13 protein-coding genes are annotated in these 16,474 nt (G+C 73.0%); 9 read left to right on the forward strand and 4 right to left on the reverse strand.

Going from position 1 to position 16,474, the window contains the following annotated elements; all coding sequences use genetic code 11:
• Nucleotides 1-13: 13 nt before the first annotated feature.
• Nucleotides 14-1,339, forward strand: a complete 1,326-nt coding sequence (locus tag ACZ52J_RS00205) for a preATP grasp domain-containing protein (RefSeq protein WP_465614774.1) — start codon at nucleotides 14-16, stop codon at nucleotides 1,337-1,339.
• Nucleotides 1,336-2,313: a quinone oxidoreductase family protein gene (locus ACZ52J_RS00210; protein WP_465614775.1), complete on the forward strand. Its 978-nt coding sequence runs from the start codon at nucleotides 1,336-1,338 to the stop codon at nucleotides 2,311-2,313. The genes ACZ52J_RS00205 and ACZ52J_RS00210 overlap by 4 nt, the downstream gene beginning before the upstream one ends.
• A 78-nt stretch (nucleotides 2,314-2,391) precedes the next feature.
• On the opposite strand, the gene ACZ52J_RS00215 is transcribed toward ACZ52J_RS00210, so the two are convergent.
• Genes ACZ52J_RS00215 through ACZ52J_RS00225 form a run of 3 tightly spaced genes read right to left on the reverse strand, consistent with a single transcriptional unit; the run spans nucleotide 2,392 to nucleotide 5,126 of the window.
• Entirely contained in the window at nucleotides 2,392-2,922 is a 531-nt protein-coding gene (locus tag ACZ52J_RS00215) for a MaoC family dehydratase (protein WP_360501290.1), read from the reverse strand.
• Between the two features lie 18 nt (nucleotides 2,923-2,940).
• Complete coding sequence (locus ACZ52J_RS00220; RefSeq protein WP_360501293.1) at nucleotides 2,941-4,176, reverse strand: aminotransferase class I/II-fold pyridoxal phosphate-dependent enzyme; 1,236 nt, start codon at nucleotides 4,174-4,176, stop codon at nucleotides 2,941-2,943.
• Between the two features lie 2 nt (nucleotides 4,177-4,178).
• Nucleotides 4,179-5,126: an HpcH/HpaI aldolase/citrate lyase family protein gene (locus tag ACZ52J_RS00225; protein WP_465614776.1), complete on the reverse strand. Its 948-nt coding sequence runs from the start codon at nucleotides 5,124-5,126 to the stop codon at nucleotides 4,179-4,181.
• A 391-nt stretch (nucleotides 5,127-5,517) separates the two neighbouring features.
• Between ACZ52J_RS00225 and ACZ52J_RS00230 the strand changes: the two genes are divergently transcribed.
• Together ACZ52J_RS00230 and ACZ52J_RS00235 are read left to right on the forward strand one after the other, a co-directional pair.
• Nucleotides 5,518-7,242 carry an nSTAND1 domain-containing NTPase gene (locus ACZ52J_RS00230; protein WP_465614777.1) on the forward strand — a complete coding sequence of 575 codons (1,725 nt, stop codon included), beginning with the start codon at nucleotides 5,518-5,520 and terminating at the stop codon, nucleotides 7,240-7,242.
• 489 nt (nucleotides 7,243-7,731) lie between these two features.
• On the forward strand, nucleotides 7,732-8,811 hold the full coding sequence (locus ACZ52J_RS00235; protein ID WP_360501301.1) for an inosamine-phosphate amidinotransferase 1: 1,080 nt from the start codon (nucleotides 7,732-7,734) through the stop codon (nucleotides 8,809-8,811).
• Here ACZ52J_RS00235 and ACZ52J_RS00240 read toward each other — a convergent pair.
• A complete protein-coding gene (locus ACZ52J_RS00240) occupies nucleotides 8,799-11,060 on the reverse strand; it encodes an HAD-IIB family hydrolase (RefSeq protein ID WP_465614778.1) in 2,262 nt (753 codons plus the stop codon). The two genes, ACZ52J_RS00235 and ACZ52J_RS00240, sit on opposite strands and share 13 nt — an antisense overlap.
• Before the next feature lie 292 nt (nucleotides 11,061-11,352).
• On the opposite strand from ACZ52J_RS00240, the gene ACZ52J_RS00245 reads away from it, so the two are divergent.
• The 5 genes from ACZ52J_RS00245 to ACZ52J_RS00265 all read left to right on the forward strand — a co-directional run bounded on the left by ACZ52J_RS00245 (nucleotide 11,353) and on the right by ACZ52J_RS00265 (nucleotide 16,465).
• Complete coding sequence (locus tag ACZ52J_RS00245; RefSeq protein WP_465614779.1) at nucleotides 11,353-12,111, forward strand: DeoR/GlpR family DNA-binding transcription regulator; 759 nt, start codon at nucleotides 11,353-11,355, stop codon at nucleotides 12,109-12,111.
• Between the two features lie 179 nt (nucleotides 12,112-12,290).
• Nucleotides 12,291-13,577 (forward strand): extracellular solute-binding protein, encoded by a 1,287-nt coding sequence (locus ACZ52J_RS00250; protein WP_465614780.1) that lies wholly within the window; start codon nucleotides 12,291-12,293, stop codon nucleotides 13,575-13,577.
• 106 nt (nucleotides 13,578-13,683) lie between these two features.
• Nucleotides 13,684-14,619: a carbohydrate ABC transporter permease gene (locus ACZ52J_RS00255; RefSeq protein ID WP_465614781.1), complete on the forward strand. Its 936-nt coding sequence runs from the start codon at nucleotides 13,684-13,686 to the stop codon at nucleotides 14,617-14,619.
• Entirely contained in the window at nucleotides 14,595-15,467 is an 873-nt protein-coding gene (locus ACZ52J_RS00260; protein ID WP_465614782.1) for a carbohydrate ABC transporter permease, read from the forward strand. Before ACZ52J_RS00255 ends, ACZ52J_RS00260 begins: the two co-directional genes overlap by 25 nt.
• Nucleotides 15,468-15,523: 56 nt before the next feature.
• Entirely contained in the window at nucleotides 15,524-16,465 is a 942-nt protein-coding gene (locus ACZ52J_RS00265) for an SIS domain-containing protein (RefSeq protein ID WP_465614783.1), read from the forward strand.
• Nucleotides 16,466-16,474: the final 9 nt, after the last annotated feature.

A 16,474-nucleotide genomic window follows, 5' to 3' on the forward strand; every position in this document is an offset into this window, starting at 1 on the left:
GAGAGTTCACCAGATGACGACGCTCTGCATCGCGAACAACCGCACCGAGGAGATGGTCGGGGACCTCACCGGGATGGAGCCGCTGGAGCAGCGGTTCGCCGGGTGCGGGGCGCAGCGGATGCTCTGGTGGGCCGAGGACGGCGACGTCCTGGTGCTGCCCTGGGGCCCCGACCCGGAGTACCTGGCGTACGTCACCGGGCTGACCGGCGTGCGGGCCGACAGCCTGACCTTCGTGGTGCCGCCGCCGGGCGCCCAGGGCGACCAGGTGCTCACCGCCGACCGCCTGGTCGACCCGGACTTCCGCGCGCAGCTGCGCCGCGCCCTGGCCGGGCGCACCGTCGACGAGGTGCTGGCCATCTCGCCGAACGGCGCGGTGGCCGAACTGGCGGATGCGCTCGGCCTGGCGCACGCCATGCCCGGCCACCCCTTCGCCGCGCAGGGCGGCAACGCCCTGGTCAACAGCAAGGCGGGTTTCCGGGCGCTGGCCGCCGGCGCCGGGGTGCCGATCCCGCCCGGGAGGGTGGCCGGCTCGCCCGCGGAGGTCGAGGCCGCCATCGAGCACCTGCTCGCGCAGGGGCACAGCGTGATGGTCAAGGTCGAGTACCAGGCCGGTGGCTTCGGCAACGAGATCCTCTCCCGGGACGAGCAGGTCGACGCGGTCGGCGCCGAACGGGTCGTACCGCTGCCGGACCGGGCGGCGGTGGCCGCGTACGTGGCCGAGCGGTGGACCTGGCTGACCGGCGGGCGCGGCCAACGGGTGGTGGTGGAGCGGTACTTCGCCGACTCCGCGCCGCTGTACGCCCAGTTCCTCATCGACGACACGGCCGTGGTGCTCTCCGGCTGCGGCGAGATGGTCATGCGGCCGGTGGTGATCGGCGAGATCACCCCGCCGGTCACCCCGGATTCCGACGTCCTGGCCGAACTCGTCGCCCAGGGCGCCAGGCTGTCCGAGGCACTGCGGGTGATCGGCTACCGGGGCACGGTCAGCGCCGACGCCGTGCTGACCCCCAAGGGCGAGATCTACTTCCACGAGACCAACGGTCGGCTCACCGGCTCCAGCCACCTGCACGACGCCTACTTCGGCCGCCTGCTGCGCGCGGAACACCGCGACTCGCGCTACATTCTGGAGCTCGCCGGCCTCACGGTGCCGTCCTTCGCGCAGGCCGTGGCGGCGATCGACACGGCCGGGCTGGCCTTCGACCCGCAGACCGGCACCGGCGTGCTGTACAGCTGCGACTTCGCGCCCGCCGACGGCTCGGTGATGTACTGCGTGATCGCCGAGAGCCCGGAGGCCACCCGCGCCCTGGAGAGCGCGCTGCTCGCGCTCTTCGCCGGATGACACCCGACACGGCCGTGAGCGGGATGCGTGCGGCGGTGATCCACCGCTACGGCGGGCCGGAGGAGTTCCGCACCGAGACGGTGCCCGAGCCCGTGGCCGGCCCTGACCAGGTGCTGATCGACGTCACCCTGGCCGGGCTCAACTACGCGGACCTGCACTGCCGCACCGGCGAGTACGCGCGCTACCCGCTGCCGGCGGTGCTCGGCGCCGACGTGGTCGGGCGGCGGCGCGGGGACGGGCGGCGGGTCGCCGCGCTGCTGCGCACCGGAGGCGGGTACGCCCAGGTCGCCCGCGCCGAGACGGCGTACACGGTGGAGGTGCCGGACGGCGTGGACGACGAGCAGGCGCTCGCCCTGCTGGAGCAGGGGGCGACGGCCTACGGCGCGCTGACCCTGGCGGGGCGGCTGCGGCCGGGCGAGACCGTCGCGGTGACCTCTGCCGCCGGTGGGGTCGGACACCTGGCGGTGCAGCTGGCGCGGGAGTCGGGCGCGGGCCGGGTGATCGCCCTGGCCTCCACCCCGGCGAAGCGGGAGTTCGCGCGCTCGCTGGGAGCCGATGAGGTCATCGACCCCGAGGATCCCGACCTGGCCGAGCGGATCGGCGGGTCGGGCGGGGTGGACCTGTTCGTGGACCTGGTCGGCGGCCGGGTGCTGCGCGCCGGGCTGGCCGCACTGGCGCCGTTCGGGCGGCTGCTGTCGGTCGGGGCCCGGGGCGGACCGGAGGAGAGCTTCTCGGTGGACGAGCTGGCCGACCGCTCGGCGGGACTGCTGGGCTTCTGGCTCCAGCACGTCCTGGCGGACCGGGTGCTGTTCGCCGGCATCGCCGAGCGCCTGTTCCGACTCGCTGCCGAGGGACGGCTGGTGGCGCGGATCGACCGGACCGTACCGCTGTCCGGGGTGGCCGGGGCGCACCGGGCGCTGGCCGCGCGGGAGACCATGGGCAAGCTGCTGGTGGACGTCCGCCGCGAGGAGTGAGCCCGCGAACAGGGCGCCGGGAGGACCGAGCGGTGTGCGCACCGGGCCCGACAGCGGACTGTCGGGCCCGGTGACCGGTCAGTACCCGGCGACCTCGTCCAGGCCGTGGCCGCGCAGCGGGACGAGGAAGCTGCGTTCGAACACCACCACGGCCTCGCCGGTGGACTTCGTCCCGGTGGTGCGGCAGCTCACGATGCCCTGCCCGGCGCGGCTCTTGGACAGCCGCTTGGCGAGGGTCTCGGTCTCCGCGTAGAGGGTGTCGCCGGTGAACACCGGGTGCGTCATCCGGATGTTCTCCCAGCCCAGGTTGGCGATGGTGCGCCCGCTGGTGGAGCGGGCCGTCATCCCGCCGACGATGCTGAGCGTCACCAGGCTGGAGACGATCGGCCGTCCCCAGGGGGTGTGCGCGCTGTAGGCGGCGTCGATGTGCAGCGGGGCGTCGTTCATGCTCAGCATGCTCATCAGCACGTTGTCGAGCTCGGTGACGGTCCGCCCGGGGCGGTGCTCGACCACCTCGCCGACCTCGAACTCCTCGTAGTAGCGCCCGACCACCTCGCGGTAGCGGCGCTCGCCGATCCGCCGGTAGCCGGCGGGTTCGGTTCCTTCCATGGTGGCTGTCCCCAAGTCCTAGAGGTCGGCGGTGAGTTCCTTGACGTGGCCGGCGAACTCGCGGATCAGCCGCTCGTCCATGTCGGCGCGCATCATCAGCCGCAGTCCGGCCTCGCCCTTGGGCACGATCGGGAAGAACACCGCCGAGCTGTAGAAGCCGCGCTCGAAGAGCTGGGCGGACAGCTTGACGGCCCGCTCGGCGTCCCCGACGTCGACCCGGCGCACCGGCAGGCCGTTGCCCGCGAAGGTGGTCGGCAGCAGTTCGTCGAAGAGGTCGATGTTGCGGTTCAACTGGGCTTGCAGGTCGCCCAGTTCGGGGGAGCGGTGGATGGCGGCACTGCCCAGCGAGGCGCCGACCAGCGGCAGCGCGACGTTCTGCGACCAGCCGACCGGGCCGGCGTGCCGGTGCAGGAACTCGAACTGCTCGCGGTTACCGAGCATCGCGACGCCGCCGCCGGTGCCGAAGCCCTTGCCGAGGCTCGCGACGATGACCGTCAGCGGGTTCATCTCCAGCCGGGAGCGGACGAAGCCCTCGCCGCGCTCGCCCATGATGGACAGCGAGTGGGAGTCGTCGATGTAGAGGAACAGTCCGTAGCGGTCCTGGAGTTCGAGCAGCCCGTCGAGGGCCGCCGCGCCGCCCATCGAGTACGCGCCGTCGGCCACGTAGGCGACCCGCGGGTACTTGCGGCAGATGTCCTCGAGGTAGTTCAGGTCGTTGTGCGGGCAGGTCAGCACCAGCGACTCGTCCGCGCAGATCGGCTTGACGTACGCCATGCAGAAGTGGCAGAAGCGGTCGAAGACCATCACCCGGGGTCCGCCGCCGCCCTGACAGGCGCCGTCGAGGTGGCCGGAGGCGATCAGGGGCAGGATGCCGGCGGTGAGCGAGGTGCAGGAGGCGCCCGGCAGGATGTGCGCGCCGAACAGCTCGCCGAGTTCCTCCTCCAGGCGCACCAGCAGGTTGTGCCGGATCCGGGTGGTGGAGGTGACCAGCCAGGTGCTGCGGGACTCGGCCAGTGCGTCGACCGCGGCGGCCGCGACCGAGGGGTGGTTGTTCAGGCCCAGGTACGCGCAGGAGACCATGTTGGCGAACTCGTGCCCGGTCTCGCGGACGATCAGCCGGTTGTTGGACTCCGAGTCCACCGTGATGCCGATCAGGCCGTTGGCGGCGGCCGCCTGCCAGACCGGGTCGGCGGCGGCCAGCATGGCCTCGGCGTTGCGGTACCGGCGCGGGCCCAGGATGGATTCTTCGGTCATCGTCACTTCTCCGTCGCGTGGTTCGGGGTGTCGGTGGGCGCGTGGCCCTGCGGGGGGATCTGGGCGCGGCCCTGCGGGTGGCCCTGGGGAAGGTGCGAACCGTCCGGCCGGGGCGGGTCGAACTGCTCGATCAGGCGCTGCGAGGCCTCGAAGAACGGCATGCCGACCATCACCCCGTCCACCACGGTGACCGAGCGGCCGTTCTCCAGACCCGCCGCGACCACCCGGCGGGCGCGCGCCAGCAGCTCCTCGTCCGGGCTGAACGTCTCGTTGATCAGCGCAAGTTGGCGGGGATGGACGGCGATCTTGCCGCTGAACCCGAAGTCCCGGGCGAGCCCGGCCTCCCGGCGCAGCCCGGGGAGGTCGGCGACCTCGAAGAACGGCGCGTCCATCGCCTCCACCGCCGCCGCGCGGGCGCTGTTGACCACCCGGGCGCGGGCGTGGGCCAGGGCCTCCCAGGAGAGCCGGGCGCCGACCGCGAAGGCGTAGTCGGCCGAGCCGAAGACCAGCCCGCGCAGCCGGTGCCCGGCGGCCGCGATGGCGGGCGCGTGCTCGATGCCCAGCGGGGTCTCCACGACGGCCAGGAACTCCGTCTCCGGGCAGTCCGGACCGAGCGCGCCGGCCGCGATCTCGATGTCCCGGGGGGACTCCGCCATCGGGATCAGCACGATGTCCGGCTTGACCCGGTACCGGGTGATGGCGATCAGGTCACGCAGACCGTCCGGTCCGGACAGCGTGTTGATGCGCACCGCGCTGCGCGCGAGCTTGGTGGACGGGAGCGCGAAGAACTCCTCGGCGAGCCGGCGGGCCTCCTCCTTCCGGGCCGGTGGGACCGAATCCTCCAGATCGACCATGGCGATGTCGGCGCCGGACTGGTGGCTCTTGGCGTACCGCTCCACCGCCATCGCGGGTGTGGACAGGAGGGAACGGCAGTAGCGCGTGAACTTCATGGATATCTCCGAAGTCAGCGAAGGCTGCGGGTTCCGGTTCTATCCCACCGGCTTTGTTCGGCGCCGTGTGACTGGACATTGAACATCAACTCGGAACAACCGACCCGCACGCACCATTGTTTGACGCCAACCGTGCTGTGCATGATGAATCACCGGGGGACGGACACGAGACACGCGCGACGCGCGTGGGCACGTGGGCACACAAGGGTGTCAGGACACCGCTTCAACGAAGAAGGGGGCCGAAGTGCCGCGTCGGGAAAGTCCACTGGAGCCCGGTGACGGGCCGCTGCTGCGGTTCGCGGGCGACTTACGGGCCATGCGGGAACGCGCCGGAAGTCCGCCGTACCGTCAACTCGCCCTCCGGGCACACTGTTCGGCCGCCAGCCTGTCGGTGGCCGCGGGAGGCCGGCGGCTGCCCAGCCTCTCCGTCACCCTCGCCTACGTCCAGGCCTGCGGCGGGGACGTACGGGAGTGGCGGCACCGCTGGCAGCTGCTCGCCGCCGAACTGGCCGCCGACACCGCCGCCCGGCGGCGCGCCCAGGACGCCGGGCGGGCTCCCTACCCCGGCTCGGCGGCGTTCGAGGCGGCCGACGCCGAGCGGTTCTTCGGCCGCGAGGCGCTGCTGGACCGGCTGGTCGCCCTGCTGGCCGAACGGCGGCTGGTGATCCTCGCCGGGCCGTCCGGGGCGGGCAAGTCCTCGCTGGTCAGAGCCGGTCTGCTGGCCCGGCTCGGCGGGGCTCCCGCTGCCGGTACGGCCGCCGGTGCCGCTGTCGGTGCGGCTGCCGGCGCTGCCGGTGGTACCGCTGCCGGGAGAGGCGGGGCCAGGGGCGGAGCGGGGCGGGCCCCGGCCGGTGGCGGCGTCCCGGTGGCGCTGCTGACGCCGGGTGAACGACCGATGGAGGCGTACGCGCTCGCGCTCGCCCGGCTCGGGCAGCGAGCCGGGGAGACGATGCGCGGCGCGTCCGGACCGACGGGCGGCGACCCGGTGCTGGTGGTGGACCAGGGCGAGCAACTGCGCACCCGCTGCCGGGACGCCGCCGAGCGGGCCCGCTTCCTGGACGCCCTGGTGGCGACGGCCGAGGGCGGTCCGCGCGAGGCCCTGGCCGGGCTGCCGGTGGCGGCGCCGGCCCGGTGCCGGGTGGTGCTGGTGATCCGCTCGGACCAGAGCGGGCCGCTGTTCGCCGAGCACCCGGGGCTGGCCGACGCCGGACGCCACGGGGTGCTGTCGATGGGGCGTCCGGCGCCGGACGAGCTGCGGCGGGCGATCACCGAACCCGCGTTACGGGCCGGCTGCACCGTCGAGGGTGCCCTGCTGGCCGTCCTCATCTCGACCGCCGCTCAACAGCCCGGCGCGCTCCCGCTGCTGTCCGCGGCACTGCTGGAGACCTGGCGGCGGCGCAGCGGCAACGCGCTCACCCTGGCCGGGTTCCAGGCCACCGGAGGTTTCGAGGGCGCGCTGGCCCGGACGGCGGAGACGCTGTACAACGGGCTGGATGCCTCCGACCGGAACCGGGCGCAGGCGGTGTTCCTGCGGCTCGGTGGGGAGTTGCTCGGCGCGGGCGAGGACGCCGCCGGCGGCGCGATGGCACTGGGCGACGGGCTGACCCCCGGCGGCGAGCTGGTGTCGGGCGGCGACGAGGGCACCCGCAAGCCGGTCCGGCGTGCCGAGTTTGACGATCCCGGTGTGGCGGAGGTGATGGAACGGCTGATCCGGGCGCGGCTCGTGGTGGTGGACCGGGACAGCGTCGAACTGTCCCACCACGCGCTCCCGCAGGCCTGGCCCAGACTGCGCGGCTGGCTGGCCGAGGGCCGCGAATCACTCGGCGAGCAGCGCAGGCTCACCACGGCCGCGCGGAGTTGGGCCGCCGCCGAACGGGATCCGGAACTGCTGTACCGGGGTATCCGGTTGGAGCAGCTCATGCGGCGGGTGGCGGCCGGCGAGCTGACCACGGCGGGGGTCGAGCGGGCGTTCCTGGCGGCCTCGGCGCGGGCGGCCGTCGCCGACCGGCGCCGGGCGCAGCGCCAGAACCTGGCGGTGGCCGGGGTCGCCGCGGCGGGCGGGGCGCTGCTGGCCCTGGCGGGCGGCAGCCGGATCCGTCGGGCCTGGCCGTGGTGAGCGCCGGGGTGTGAGTGCCGGGTCGTTCGCAGGAGCGGCGGTGGTCGTTCCCGCGAGCGCCCCGCTCGGGCCGTCGCCCGGTTGTTGCCCGGGGTGTTGCCCGGGGTGTTAGTCGGGGCATTGCCCGAGGTTGCCCGGGTGTTGATCAGCGCCGGAGCACGGGAGTTGAACAACGCGCGGATCAATCGACGGTTCGTCACGGCGGCGCATTCGGTGCCGATCACGGTCCTTGCGCCGCCGTCGGCCGGGCGGGTAGCTTGACGATCGATCCCGGCCCGTCGAAGGCGAATTCGGCTGCCCGGCCGGTGATTTCCCGTACGCCGTGGTCGGCCGGAGGCGGTCCGGCGAACAATCCGTACCGATTTCCCTTTTCCCTGGCCGGTTCCGCATGGCCGGGGGGACCACGCTCCGCCGCCGGCGCGCGGTTGTTCGCCGCCGTATCCGCGTTTCCCTAAAACCGTGTCACTAAACCTGCGTCAAGGGGGAGTCATGTCCAATTCGGCCCGTCCGGTCCACAGCTGGGACGAGTTCACCACACTGCGGGAGGTCGTGGTCGGCAGCGCCGTCGGCGCCCGGCTTCCCGAGCAGACCGAGCCGTCCTCCTGGCTGTCCTGCTTCCCGAAGACCAGCGCCGCCGACCTCGCCTCGATCCAGGTCGGCCCCTACTCGCAGCAGGTCGTGGAGGAGACCGAGGAGGACCTGGACGCGCTGGTGGCCACCCTGCGCGGCCTCGGCGTCACCGTCCACCAGCCCGAAGCGATCGACCACGCGGCCGAGTTCGCCTCCCCGCTCTGGAAGGCCGACGGCGGCTTCCACTCCTACTGCCCCCGGGACCTGACCCTGGTGGTCGGCGAGACGGTGATCGAGGTCGCGAGCCCGATGCGGCAGCGCTACTTCGAGGTCTTCGGGCTGCGCGGACTCTTCCAGGACTACCTGCGCCGCGGCGCGCGCTGGCTGGCCGCCCCCCGGCCGCAGCTGACGGACGCGCTCTTCGAGTACGACGCGGACGGACTCCCGCTGCTGGGCGAGGCCGAGCCGGTCTTCGACGCCGCGAACGTGCTGCGGCTCGGCCGGGACGTGTTCTACCAGGTCTCCCGCAGCGGGAACGAACTCGGCCTGCAGTGGCTCGAATCCACCCTCGGCCTGCTCGGCGACGGCGGCCTGAGGCTGCACCCGCTGCGCGACATCTACGGCTACACCCACATCGACAGCACCATCGCCCTGCTGCGGCCCGGGCTGGTGCTGCTCAACCCGGAGCGGATCAGCCCGGAGACCGTCCCGGAGCCGCTGCGGGGCTGGGACATCCTGTGGTGCCCGCCGGCCGAGCCCTCCGGCGACCTGCCCGAGCACGCGCTCAGCGAGAGCTGGATCAGCATGAACCTGCTGATGGTCTCCCCGGACACGGCGATCGTCGAGTCTGGCCAGGAGAGCCTGATCAAGCTGCTGGAGCACTCCGGAATCACCGTCCTGCCGCACCGGCTGCGGCACTCCCGGGTGCTCGGGGGCGGCTTCCACTGCGTCACCCTGGACATCCGGCGCGACGGCGGGCTGGAGGACTACCTGTCCTGACACGCGCGGGGGCCGTCCCGGTCGGCGGCCGCGAGCCGTCGGCCGGGCCCGCCCGTGGAGCGGTCATCGACGCGATCCACCGTCGGCCGGCGGATCGCGTCGATGACCCGCAGCGCCCAGTCCACCGGCCGTTCGTGGGCGAGGAGCGCGGACAGCCGTGCCATGCGGGTGCGGCGCTCGCCCGGGGTGGCGTCGAGGGCGCGGGCGAGGACGGAGCTGAGGTCCTCGGGCGAGCGGGGATCGGTGAGCAGGGCCGCGTCGCCGAACTGGGTGGCGGCGCCGGTGTGCCGGGAGAGCACCAGCACGCCCGGCCCGCGGTCGCGGTGCCCGGGGAGAGCAGCCCGGGCGGCTCGGGCGGCTCGGGCGGCTTGGGCGGCGACGAACTCCTTGGCCGTGAGGTTCATGCCGTCCTGGAGCGAGGTCACCCAGAACACGTCCGCCGCCAGGTACTCGTCGACGACCTCGGCGAAGGCGAGGGCATGGGAACGGTAGTCGACCGGCTGCCAACTTCCCTTCCGCCAGGTGTCGTTCACCGCGTCGATGCGTCTTTCGAGCAGGGCCCGGGTGGTGTCGTAGGCGGTGATCCCCGGTTCGGGCGGCGGGCAGACCAGCCGGAAGGTGAGCCGGCCGCGCAGGTCGGGCCGGTCGGCGAGCAGCCGGTCCAGCGCGTCCACCTTCTGGACCGGCGCCTTGACGTAGTCGAGGCGTTCGACCGAGACGACGAGCCGGTCTTCCGCCGACCGGACCGTGGGCGGCCGGGAGCGGGCCAGGGCCTCGATGGCCGGGCGGTCGATCCCCAGCGGATGCACGCCGAGCCGGGGCGTGGACGGCAGGCCGGCCGAGGACAGGACGTCCCGGAAGTGCTCGGCGAAGGCGGCGGTGTGGAACCCCGCCCAGTCCAGGCGGCCGAGCGAGGCGCGTAGTTCCGCCGCGACGGGCAGGGCGGCGAAGACGTCCGCCGGTGGGAAGGGCGTGTGGTGGAACAGCCCGACGTGCAGATCGGGCCGGGTGGCGTGCAGGAGCCCGGGCACCAGCCACAGGTTGTAGTCGTGCAGCCAGACGGTCGCGCCGGGAGCGGCCTCGGCGCCGATGCGCTCGGCGAAGCGGGCGTTCACCGCACGGTAGGCGGCCCAGGTCTGCGCGTCGTGGACGGAGCGGTGCGGTTCGGACATCAGCACCGGCCACAGGGTGTCCTTGCACGCCTGGTGGAAGTACGCGCTCCACTCGGTCCTGCTGACCGGGACGAGGGACAGCGGGAGCCCGTGGCGCCGTTCACCGGCGGCGGTGCCACCGGGAGCGGTGCCACCAGCAGCCGTGTCGCCGGCACCGGGCCGGGCGGCGACCCAGGTGCCCGGCAGCCCGTCGGTGAAGGCACTGGTCAAGGTCGGGAGGATGCCGTTGGGGCTGGCCGTCGGCCGGCCGGCCGGGTCCGTCCGGCGCGGGTCCGTCCGGCGCGGAGACGGAGGCGGAGACGGGGGCGGGCGGTGGTAGCCCACCACGAGGGAGTGCCGGCGCCCTGTGCGGCGGGCGGCGGGTGTCACCCAGCCGAGCGCGAGCAGTGCCGCCAGGATGCCGCCCGCACCGCGCCGGTGCGCCCGGTGGACGAGCGGGTCGGCGCCGACCGCGGCGCTCAGGGCGGGTTCGGCACCGGCGACGATCACCCCGTGGGTACCCTGCCGGAACAGTGACAGGTCGTTGAGCGAGTCGCCGGCCACCAGGATCGACTCCGCCGGCCAGGCCAGCTTGTCCGCCAGGGCCCGCAGCGCGCTGCCCTTGGAGACACCCGGTGGAAGGACGTCGAAGTAGCGGTCCCCGGAGTACACCCAGGCGCAGCCCAGTGACTCCACCGCCGCGGTCAGCTCGCCCGTCAGCCCCTGCGGCGGCAGGTGGAACGAGCAGCGGCCGTCCTGCGCCACCTCGTGCTGGTAGTCGAGCGTGCGGAAGCGGGCCAGCGCGGTGCGTACCCGCTCCGCGCCCGGCCAGCCGGTGCGCAGCTGCTCCTGCAGCGGCTCCACGGTGGACAGGTCGGTGCCGTCGAGGACGGTCGCGCCGACGTCCGCGATGACCCACCGGGGCGGCGGCACCAGAGCGTCGCGCAGGACCTCGCGGACCGAGGCCGCGCCGCGGCCCGTGGCGAAGACCACCGTCACCTCGGGGTGGCGGGCCAGGGCCTCCCGTAATCGGCGCCGGTCGTCGGTTCCGCCGCCGAGCAAGGTGCCGTCCAGATCGGTGACCAGAATCCTCGACATCCGACGGACGCTAACACGATCACCCGGCGTGGTGAAGTGTTCACTTCAGCCGAAGCGGGCGGCGCAGGCCAGGGCGGAGGGGATCCGCGAAGTACGGTCCGGCGCCGAGGACTTCAGCCGGGAGCGGGAGCCCGGCCCGGCCGAGCGGGAGGAACGTGGTGGACCGGACGCTGGAGGTGAACCGGTCGACTGGGGAGGCCCGAAGGCGTGTGCCGTCACGGCGGCCGTCCGGTAGCCGGTGAGCAGTTCTGCGCGGAACCGGCGACCGCGAGGGCGGCACTAGACTTCCGCCATGCTCAAAGCTGACCGAACCGCCCGGATACTCGCGCACATCACCGAGGCGGGCAGCGCCGACGTGCACGGGCTGGCCGGGCTCCTCCGGGTGTCCGCGGCCACCGTCCGGCGCGACCTGCAGGAGTTGCACGACCAGGGGCTGCTGCACCGCACCCGCGGCGGCGCCGTGACCGGGGCCGTCAACCTCGAACTGCCGCTGCGGCACAAGCACGGGAAGCGCCAGGCGGAGAAGCGGCGGATCGCCCTGGCGGCCGACCGGCTGGTGCCGGACGGCGCGGTGGTGGGCCTGACGGGCGGCACGACGACGAGCGAGCTGGCCCGGGTGCTGGCGGAGCGCGGCGGGATCACCATCGTCACCAACGCCGTCAACATCGCGGCCGACCTCATCGTCCGGCCGGACATCCGCCTGGTGGTGGTGGGCGGCCTGGCCCGGACCACGAGCTACGAGCTGGTGGGGCCGGCCGCCGACCGGATGCTCGCCCAGTACCACCTGGACATCGCCTTCATCGGGGTGGACGGCCTGACCGCCCAGGAGGGCTGCACCACGCACGACGAGATGGAGGCCCAGACGGACCGGGCGTTCCTGCGCAGCAGCGCGCGGTCGGTCGTCCTGGCGGACAGCACCAAGATCGGCCGGGTCACCTTCGCGAGGATCTGTCCGCTCGCCGAGGTCGACGACCTCGTCACCGACGGCGAGGCCACCACGGCGCAGGAGACGGCGGTGGCCGCCTGCGGAGTGCGGGTCCTGCGCGTCTGAATCCCGCCGAACCGTACCCACTGGAAAGCCCGGCCGGGCCGCCCCGGCCGGGCTTTCTGGTGCACCACCCGTTGACATGAACTGTCAGAGGCAGGAAGCTCTTTCGGAACTGCTCAAAACCAGCTTTCTTCAAGCAACTTGGATCAGCGAATCAAGCGCGTACGAAGGCGGTAACTGCGGTGAACAAACCTGTGCTGGCCCTCGCCACGGTGTGCGCCCTCGGCGCACTCACCCTCACGGCCTGCGGCAGCGGCGGTGGCAGCGGGAGCGACGACGGCGGGAACGGCTCCGGCCGAAAGGTGACGCTCAGACTGGTCGCCGCCGACTACGGCGACAAGGACGCCAACAGCTCGAAGGCCTACTGGAAGGGCGTCACCTCCGCCTTCACGGCGGCCCATCCCGACATCACGGTCGACGTCCAGGTGGTCAACTGGAACGACATCGACAAGCAGGTCAAGACGATGATCCAGAGCGGCAACGTCCCGGACGTCCTGCAGACCGGCGGCTACGCCGACAAGGTCGCCGACGACCTCCTCTACAAGGCCGAGGACGTGCTGTCCGCCGACACCCGCGCCGACTTCATCGACAGCCTCGCCCAGGCCGGCCGCGTCAACGGCGTGCAGTACGGCATCCCGTTCGTCTCCTCGGCCCGCGCCTTCTTCTACAACAAGGAGGTCTTCCAGCAGGCCGGCCTCACCCGGCCGCCCACCACCTGGGAGGAGGTGCGCGCGGACGCCCAGCTCATCAAGGCCAAGGTGCCCGGGGTCACCCCGTACGCGCTGCCGCTCGGCCCGGAGGAGGCCCAGGGCGAGAGCATGCTCTGGGAGCTGGGGAACGGCGGCGGCCCCACCGGCAAGGACGGCACCTACACCATCGACAGCCAGGCCAACGTCGACACCTTCCGCTGGCTCAGGGCCAACCTCGTCGACCCCGGCCTGACCTACGCCAACCCGGCCACCACCGACCGCAAGACCGCGTTCGCCGACTTCGCCGCCGGCAAGGCCGCCATGCTCAACGGGCACCCCTCGCTGATCACGATGGCCCGGGACGGCAAGGTCGACTACGGCGTCGCGCCCGTCCCCGGCAAGGCCGGCCCGCTCCCGTCCACCCTCGGCGTGGCCGACTGGATGATGGCCTTCAAGAAGAACGGGCACCGCGACCAGATCCGCACCTTCCTCGACTTCGTCTACACCAAGGACAACACGCTCCGGTTCTACGAGACCTACAACCTGATGCCGGTCACCCAGGACGCCCTCCAGGACATGACCGTCGGCGGGAAGCACAAGGACCTCGAACCGTTCTTCGCCCTGCTGCCGCACGCCTCCTTCTACCCGCTCGGCGACACCAGTTGGGACGCGGTCTCGGCCGAGCTGAAGAAGTCCGTCGGCAGCGCCGTGGCCGGCGACCCGGTCAAGGTACTCGGCGACCTGCAGAAGAAGGCCCAGGACGCCGTCGCCAACAAGTAGCCACGCCACGCCCCCAGCGCAGCCACGCCCCCAGCGCAGCCATGCCCACAGGGCAGTCACGCCCCCAGCCGGCCGTCGTCGTCGTGCCCCGCGAAAGGCACCCGCAGTGACCCACAACTCCCGTGCGCCGCAGGCGGCCAGGCCCCGCCGGCGCGCGCCCGCCCGCCCGCGCCGCCCCGGCGGACTCGGACCGCTGCCGTGGATCGCCCCGGCCCTCCTGCTGATCGTCCTCGTCGTCCTGTGGCCCGTGTACGAGATGGTCCGCACCTCGTTCCTGCGCGTCAGCACCAGCGGATTCGTCCGCGGCTCGGCCGGGTTGGACAAGTACCGCAAGCTCTTCGACGAGGCCGACCTCGGCCACGTGCTGCTCTCCACCGTGCTCTGGACCGTCGCCGTGGTCGGTCTGACGATGGTGCTCTCGCTCGGCCTGGCCCAGCTGTTCGACCAGCGTTTCCCCGGCCGCAGGTTCGCCCGCTGGGCCCTGATCGCGCCCTGGGCCGCGTCCGTCCTGATGACCGCCATCGGATTCCGGTGGATGCTCGACCGGACCGCCGGCGTGCTCAACACCGCGATGACGGACCTCGGCCTCGTCGACGGGCCCCGCGACTGGCTCGGCGATCCCGCGACGGCCTGGCCCTGGATGGTGGCCGTCGCGGTCTTCGTCTCGCTGCCGTTCACCACCTACACCCTGCTCGCCGGCCTGCAGACCGTCCCCGGCGAGCTGTACGAGGCGGCGCGGGTGGACGGCGCCTCCCGGTGGCAGACCTACCTGAGGATCACCCTGCCGCTGCTGCGCCCGGCCTTCCTGGTCGGTCTGGTGATCAACCTGATCAACGTCTTCAACTCCTTCCCCGTCATCTGGGGCATGACCCAGGGCGGCCCGAGCAGCGACACGGCCACCACCACGGTGTTCATGTACCAGCTGAAGAGCTCCGACATCGGCGAGTCCGCGGCCATGTCGGTGGTCAACTTCGCCCTGGTCGTGGTCATGGTCCTGGTCTTCCTCAAGGTCAGCCGATGGACGAGCCGGGAGGAGAGGTGACGAGGCAGGTGACGAGGCACCGGACCGGGCGGGGCATCCGCCCGCGCACCCTGGTGGTCGCCGCACTGGCCTGGCTGCTGGCCGCGGTGTTCCTGCTGCCGTACCTGGAGATGGCCGTCACGGCGCTGCGCCCGGCCGACGAACTGCGCGACGCGAGCTACCTGCCGCGGCACTTCGCCTGGTCCAACTTCGTCGACGTGTGGCGCGACTCCACGCTCGGTGCCAACCTGCGGGTCACCCTGCTGGTCGCCGGCGGCTCCACCCTGCTGGTGCTGCTGGTCGCGCTGCCCGCCGCGTACCACACCGCGCGCGTCCGCTACCGGGGGCGCCGGCTCTTCCTGTTGCTGGTCCTGGTCACCCAGATGTTCCAGCCGACCTCGCTGCTGGTGGGCCTGTACCGCGAGTTCTACCGGCTGGACATGCTCAACTCGGTCTGGACGCTGATCCTCTGCAACTCCGCCTTCAACCTGGCCTTCGCCGTCTGGATCCTCACCGCCTACATCGGCTCGATCCCGGTCGAGCTGGAGGAGGCCGCCATGCTCGACGGGCTCGGCCGGCTCGGGGCACTGTGCCGGGTGGTCCTGCCGCTGGCCATGCCCGGCGTGGTCACCGCGCTGGTCTTCACCTTCATCGCGGCCTGGAACGAGTTCGTGATGGGCCTGACCCTGTCCACGGCGCCCGAGCGCCAGCCCCTCACCGTCGGGATCAACAGCTTCATCGGCAACTACACCGTGGAGTGGAACTACCTCTTCGCCGGCTCGGTCGTCGCCATCGTGCCGGTCGTGGTGCTGTTCGCCCTCATCGAGCGCCGCGTGGTCTCCGGACTGACCGCCGGATCGGTCAAGTAGCGGCGGCTGCCGCCCGGTCGACCCGTACGGCCACCCCCATCCGAAGGAGCCGCCGCATGACCTCCCACACCGCCGCCGAGATCGCCTCCCAGCCCGCGTGCTGGCGCCGCGCCGCCGCGTCCCTGCCCCGGTACGCCGACGTCCTGCCCCGCCGGGGCGAGCGGGTCGCCGTCACCGGGTGCGGCACCTCCTGGTTCATGGCCCAGGCCTACGCGGCGCTGCGCGAGAGCGGCGGCCACGGCGAGACGGACGCCTTCGCCGCCTCGGAGTTCCCCCACGGGCGCGGCTACGACCGGGTGCTCGCCATCTCCCGCTCCGGCACCACCACCGAGGTACTGGACCTGCTCGCCCGCGCCCGCACGGCGGGGGTGCCCACCGGCGCCCTCACCGCCGATCCGGGCACGCCGGTCATGGCACTGGCCGACACCGTCGCCGTGCTGGACTTCGCCGACGAGCGCTCGGTCGTGCAGACCCGCTTCGCGACCACCGTACTGGCCCTGCTCCGGGCCCAGTTGGAGGCCGACGGCGCGCTCGCGGCGGGAGTGCGCCCGCTCGCCCGGGCGGTGCGCGACGCCGAACGGGCCGTCGCGGAGCCGCTGCCCGCCGCAGTGAGCGGCGCCGAGCAGTTCACCTTCCTCGGCCGGGGCTGGACGTACGGGCTGGCGCTGGAGGCCGGGCTGAAGCTGCGCGAGGCGGCCGGGGCCTGGACCGAGGCGTACCCGGCCATGGAGTACCGGCACGGGCCGATCGCCATCGCCGCGCCCGGCCGGGTCGCCTGGGCCTTCGGCCCGCTGCCCGCCGGGCTCACCGAGGACATCGCCCGGGCCGGCGGCCTGCTCGTCGCCGGGTCCGGCGACGCCGCGACGGACCTGGACCCGCTGGCCGACCTGGTCCGGGCCCAGCGGCTGGCCGTCGCGGTCGCCGACGCGCGCGGCTGCGACCCGGACCGGCCGCGCCACCTCACCCGCTCCGTCGTCCTGCGCGACCACCACGACTGAGAACGCGCC

It is taken from the genome of Kitasatospora sp. NPDC034035, assembly GCF_055575755.1.

Coding starts and splice junctions, on each gene's coding strand:
- ACZ52J_RS00205 (WP_465614774.1), top strand. CDS start 14: ATGACGACGCTCTGCATCGCGAACAACCGCACCGAGGAGATGGTCGGG.
- ACZ52J_RS00210 (WP_465614775.1), top strand. CDS start 1,336: ATGACACCCGACACGGCCGTGAGCGGGATGCGTGCGGCGGTGATCCAC.
- ACZ52J_RS00215 (WP_360501290.1), bottom strand. CDS start 2,922: ATGGAAGGAACCGAACCCGCCGGCTACCGGCGGATCGGCGAGCGCCGC.
- ACZ52J_RS00220 (WP_360501293.1), bottom strand. CDS start 4,176: ATGACCGAAGAATCCATCCTGGGCCCGCGCCGGTACCGCAACGCCGAG.
- ACZ52J_RS00225 (WP_465614776.1), bottom strand. CDS start 5,126: ATGAAGTTCACGCGCTACTGCCGTTCCCTCCTGTCCACACCCGCGATG.
- ACZ52J_RS00235 (WP_360501301.1), top strand. CDS start 7,732: ATGTCCAATTCGGCCCGTCCGGTCCACAGCTGGGACGAGTTCACCACA.
- ACZ52J_RS00240 (WP_465614778.1), bottom strand. CDS start 11,060: ATGTCGAGGATTCTGGTCACCGATCTGGACGGCACCTTGCTCGGCGGC.
- ACZ52J_RS00245 (WP_465614779.1), top strand. CDS start 11,353: ATGCTCAAAGCTGACCGAACCGCCCGGATACTCGCGCACATCACCGAG.
- ACZ52J_RS00260 (WP_465614782.1), top strand. CDS start 14,595: ATGGACGAGCCGGGAGGAGAGGTGACGAGGCAGGTGACGAGGCACCGG.
- ACZ52J_RS00265 (WP_465614783.1), top strand. CDS start 15,524: ATGACCTCCCACACCGCCGCCGAGATCGCCTCCCAGCCCGCGTGCTGG.